Raw genomic sequence first — 4782 nt, forward strand, 5'->3', positions numbered from 1 at the left:
CATCCGCCCCACACCCCGTTGTTCGCCTCGACGAGGCGCGCGAAGTCAGGCCACGTGGCCTCGGTGAGAAGCTGCGTCGTGTACATCCGCTGAACCCCTGAGCCACGATACGCCGCATGCGCCACCGTGCGTTCGGCAATGGGCCGTCGAGTTCGTCTGGAACATCCACGTCGCCGACGTCGTCGACGACACCGTGCCGGCGTCGTGCTCGAGGACACGACCGAGGCGTCGCGCCGCGCACTCGCTCGGGGAACTCGGCGATCAGACGACCGGGATCGCCGGGGCATCCACCGACTCGATCTCATCCAGCGCTATCGGAACAGGGGGACGTCGGAAACCCCGGCTCTTGATCGCGATGTAGATCACGCCGAGCGCGAGCCAGCTCAGGCCGAGCACCTTCGCCTGGACATCGAGGCCGACCCACAGAACGACGCAGATGGCGATTCCCAGGCTCGGCATGACGAGGTATCGCAAGACATTCACTCCCGGCCGCTGCTTTCCCCGGATGAAGTAGTGGCTGATGACCGAGTAGTTCACGAATGCGAAACCGGTGAGGGCCCCGAAGCTGACGAGCGATGTCGCACCGAGCAGATTGTCGGCATAGAAGATCGCAGTGAGTGCCAACGCGGACGTGATGAGGATGTTCCAGGTCGGCGTCTGGAACCGGCGTCCGAGGTGACCGAAGACGCGCCGCGGAAGCACGCCGTCGCGGCCCATTCCGAAGAGGATGCGTGAGACCGCCGCGAGCGCCGCCATGGCGCAGACGATGTTCGAGGCGTTGTCCACGATGAGGAACGGCGTCTGCATCCAGCCGATCCCGAGGTGCTCGAAGAGCGACAGGATGCCGGTGTTCGGGTCTTTGATGTCGTGCCATCCGGCCGGCCAGGCGATCTGCATGATGTACGCGATCAGCGTGAAGGCGAACGCGGCGCCGACGGCGACCAGGATCACCGCTCGCGGGACAGTCTTGCGCGGATCCTTGGTCTCTTCGGCGAACGTCGACACCGCATCGAACCCGAGGAACGAGGTCGCGAGGACGGCCGCGCCGCTGAGCAGGTTCCCGCTGTGGAAGGTCTGCGGGTTCAGGATGGCCACGCTGTCGAACAGAGCGAGCGGGCCCCGCAGCTGAGCGACGATCACGGCGAGCAGCACAGCGATCGTGGCGCTGAGCGCGACCTGCGCGACGACGACCACGAGGTTCACGCGACCGGCCGCGCGGATGCCGAGGATGTTGAATGCCGCGACGAACGCGGCAGCGGCGACCACCCAGACGGCCACCGGGACGTCCGGCAGGACGCTGTTCATGTAGATGCCGAGCAGCAGGTAGCAGATCATCGGCAGCAGGAGGTAGTCGATGAGCATCACCCAGCCGGTGAAGAATCCCAGCCACGGGTTGACCGACCGCTGGACGTACGTATATGCGGAACCGGCTGTCGGGTACGCCTTGACCATCCGGGAGTAGCTGTACGCCGTGAAGAACATCGCGACCCCGGTGATGGCGTAGGCGAGCGCCATCATTCCGCCCGTCTCTTTGCTGATGATGCCGTAGTCGTCGAAGACCACTGTCGGGGCGAGATAGGCGATCCCGAAGACCACCAGGTACCTCAACGTGAGCACGCGCCGCAGCTTCGGCGCTTCTTGGATCGTCGTCATCGCACAATCTCTCTGATCTGAATCGGGTGGTTCGGAGTGGGAAGGGAGCCCGCGACCACGTGGCCCTCGAACATGACGGCTTCTATCGCGATCGCACCGAGTCGATGCGCCGGCGAAGAGAGCGGGTCACCGCCGAGCACGCACAGGTTCGCGGACTTTCCCTCACGCAAGGAGCCCATCTCCCCTTCACGCCGGAGTTGGCGGGCCGCGTCGATGGTGTAGCCACGGAGCAGTCGGTCGGCGGTGAGCCGGGATGAGAGAGGCGGACGCACGCTGCCGGGATAGCGCACCGGGTCGACCGGGTACTCGGGGTCGAAGCGCGTCGCGGCGATCTGCATGCCGTAGAGCGGGGCGCCACGGGACAGTTCGTACTCGGTCACCACGTCGCTGCCGAAGGTGACCGCCGCGCCGGCCTCGGCGATCTCTGTGAAGCGGTACATCCGGTTCCAGCGCTCGTCGCCGAGGTGGTCGCGCGCACCCTCTCCGAAATAGCCTCCCGACCAGTGGGGGGTCCAGTTGACGATGATGCCGAGTTCCGCGGGGCGCGCCAGTCAGCGGGGTCGACGAGCTCGCAGTGGGCGAACGTGACCTGCATCGCCCAGGGGATCCCTTCCGCATCGCACCTGCTGCGGGCTGCCTCGACGGCGTCGCAGGCGATGCGGAACGCCCGGTCGCCGACGAGGTGGATGTGCATGTCCACGCCCGCCTCATTGCACCTGTCGAAGCAGTCGGCGAGTTCCGCCGCATCCATCCCGATCTCTCCGAGCGCGCGCGCCGGGTCGCCCTCGACGAGAGGTGAGAGCACCGCCCCGTTGCCGCTCTCGTTCGTGCCGTCGAGGAAGAGCTTGAGGGTGCGGAAGCGCACCCTCCGCCGACCATGCCGGCTGTCGAAGTCGGCGAGCATCGCGATGGCGGCATCCAGGTCGCCGCGGCGGCGGAAGCGTACAGCGCCTTCGTACGTCAAGCACAGAGCGTCTCGGTCATCGAGTTCGGCCACCGCGCGTGCGGTGTCCTCCCCCTCGACGAGCGCTTCGAAAACGGCCGTCACGCCGTTGGCGGTCATGAACCGGAAGAACGGCGCGATGCGCTCGGGCGTGATCTGCTCGGGCGGATGCCATCCGAGACGTCCGTACATCACGTCCAGGAAGCGCAGGTGGACCATCTCGCGCAGAAGGCCGGTCGGCTCGCCATCGGCATCACGGACGAACATCTCCAGTCCGGGGACGGGATCGGGGGTCTCCTTGGTGATCCCCATGAGCTCCAGCATCCGACTGTTGACCCAGTGCTCGTGCTCGCTGAAGTCCTGGCACAGGACTGGACGATCGGACACGACGGCGTCGAGGAGGCCTTTGGTCGGCTCGGCGTCGCCGAAGACCGCCCGGTCGTAATACTCGAAGTAGAGGAAGGGCATCTCGTCGCGCGGATGGGTCTGTGCGTATTCGGCGATGAACGCCAGGAGTTCGTCGAGGTCGCGGGTGCGGGGAAGCCGGACGTGCCATCCACTCCGGGCCACCATCCCGGGATGGGTGTGGGCGTCGATCAGGCCGGGCACGATGACCCGCCCGCCGAGGTCGATCTCCACATCCTCCGCCGTCTGCTGCCACACCGCCCGCGTGCCGACGAACGCGATACGCCCATCCTCGACGACGACTGTGTCGGCCACGGGTCGCTCGTCGTCGCTGGTGTGGATCACTGCATTGGTCAGGATCATCGCCATCGTCTTCGTCCCTTCACTGAGGAGCCCCGTCGCCGCCTGGTCAACAATCTAGTCAGAAATGACAATAAACTGCAAGGGGCATGATGGGAGTGCGCAGTATGAGAACGATTGGAGCGGGATGGGCAGACCGTCCGTGGCGCCGCAGCGCCGGCGTCAGATCGTCGACGCGACGATCCAGTGCATGGCCTCTCACGGAGTGAGCGGAACCACGCTCGAGCGCATCGCAGACACCGCCGGGATGGCGCGCGGCCACATCCGGCACTTCGCAGGCAACCGCGACGAGCTGTTGATCGACGCCGCCCGTGTCTTCTTCTTCGGCGACGCCGGGTGGGACGAGACAGACATCGCGACCCTGTTCCGCGTCGCCCCGCTCGTCTCCCCTGCAGCCGACATCGCGGGTGCGCTCGACTACCTGTTCGGGGAGTTCGCCGAACCCGGAAGCGAGAATGCGGCCGCCCTCGCGTTCATCGACGCAGGCCGCACGATCCCGGAGATCCATCTGATCGTGCTGCAGGCGTACCGTTCGATCCAGCACGCACTGAATGCGATCTTCACCCGGGAACTGCCGCCCGAGAACGCAGACGCGTTCGATTCCACCGCCTATGCGGTGTTCTCCCTCGCCCTCGGCAACACGTTCACCAATGACCTCGATCCGTCGCCGGAGCGGATCGCACAGGCCCGCCAAAGCGCCGAAGGGCTTATCGCCGCACTCTCATACCCACGGGATGACCGGCCCCGATGAGTCAACGCTCCCGGTTTCCTCGGTGACCGGATCCCGGATCTCGCCGGCGGCGGGCACGGCTCATCAGTTCATCGGATGCGTTTCCAGCCGCGTGGCCGCGTCACTGGCTGCCCTTGAGCGGCCCGCTGCTCGAGGTAGGCCTGGGCAGCCTTGCGGGCGTTTTGCCATGCTTCGTTCGAGAGCCACATCTGTCCTGCCTCACGGAGCACGACTCCCGTGTTCGGGTCCACCTGTACCAGGTCGCCAGAGAAGTCCTCGGCGTCCCCGGGGTAGGAGGTGAAGCGCGGGGCCGGTTCCAGCTTGGTCTTGTGAGCCCGAATGAACCAACAGGTGACGATCGCACACGCCCCCAGCAGCATCAGGGCAACGCAGTACGGAATCAAGAAGCTGAGTCTCGTCCAGTAGAAAACGTATGCCAGGACTACCATCATGAGGCTGGCGAAGACTCGGTTAGCAGATGCCTCTCATCCTAAGCTCGTGGGCTAACCATTTGATGTCAACGTCGACGGGGCGGGGCCTTGCGGAGGATCATCCGAATTGCCGACGTTGTCGAAGATGCTTTGCAGACCCTGCCGATCATGCTCCGACAGGGCAGAGCTCGTGTACTCAATCACCACGACTCCCCGCTGATAGGTGTTCGAGTGCGACTCAGCGAAGGCGTTCGCGTTCC

General features: G+C 65.5%; 4 protein-coding genes and 1 pseudogene. 1 reads left to right on the top strand and 4 read right to left on the bottom strand.

The annotated features are described in order from the left end of the window. Nucleotides 1-261: 261 nt before the first annotated feature. The 3 genes and pseudogenes from VJR25_RS12045 to VJR25_RS16710 form a co-directional block, all read right to left on the bottom strand. Nucleotides 262-1653 carry an APC family permease gene (locus VJR25_RS12045; protein ID WP_324115317.1) on the bottom strand — a complete coding sequence of 464 codons (1392 nt, stop codon included), beginning with the start codon at nucleotides 1651-1653 and terminating at the stop codon, nucleotides 262-264. Further along, on the bottom strand, nucleotides 1650-2204 hold the full coding sequence (locus VJR25_RS12050; RefSeq protein WP_324115328.1) for an amidohydrolase family protein: 555 nt from the start codon (nucleotides 2202-2204) through the stop codon (nucleotides 1650-1652). Before VJR25_RS12050 ends, VJR25_RS12045 begins: the two co-directional genes overlap by 4 nt. Before the next feature lie 59 nt (nucleotides 2205-2263). Continuing rightward, nucleotides 2264-3370: pseudogene (locus tag VJR25_RS16710) on the bottom strand (amidohydrolase); the annotation flags it as partial. A gap of 118 nt (nucleotides 3371-3488) precedes the next feature. Between VJR25_RS16710 and VJR25_RS12065 the strand changes: the two are divergent. Further along, the gene (locus tag VJR25_RS12065; RefSeq protein ID WP_324115323.1) at nucleotides 3489-4112 is read left to right on the top strand and encodes a TetR/AcrR family transcriptional regulator; all 624 of its coding nucleotides are present in this window, start codon (nucleotides 3489-3491) and stop codon (nucleotides 4110-4112) included. Between the two features lie 482 nt (nucleotides 4113-4594). Here the strand turns inward: VJR25_RS12065 and VJR25_RS12070 are convergent. Then, nucleotides 4595-4782: hypothetical protein (locus tag VJR25_RS12070; RefSeq protein WP_324115325.1), on the bottom strand; the 188-nt coding region annotated here is incomplete at its 5' end.

Origin of the sequence: Microbacterium sp., from assembly GCF_035277845.1 — a bacterium.
Lineage (GTDB): Bacteria > Actinomycetota > Actinomycetes > Actinomycetales > Microbacteriaceae > Microbacterium.

Coding starts and splice junctions, on each gene's coding strand:
- VJR25_RS12045 (WP_324115317.1), bottom strand. CDS start 1,653: ATGACGACGATCCAAGAAGCGCCGAAGCTGCGGCGCGTGCTCACGTTG.
- VJR25_RS12065 (WP_324115323.1), top strand. CDS start 3,489: ATGGGCAGACCGTCCGTGGCGCCGCAGCGCCGGCGTCAGATCGTCGAC.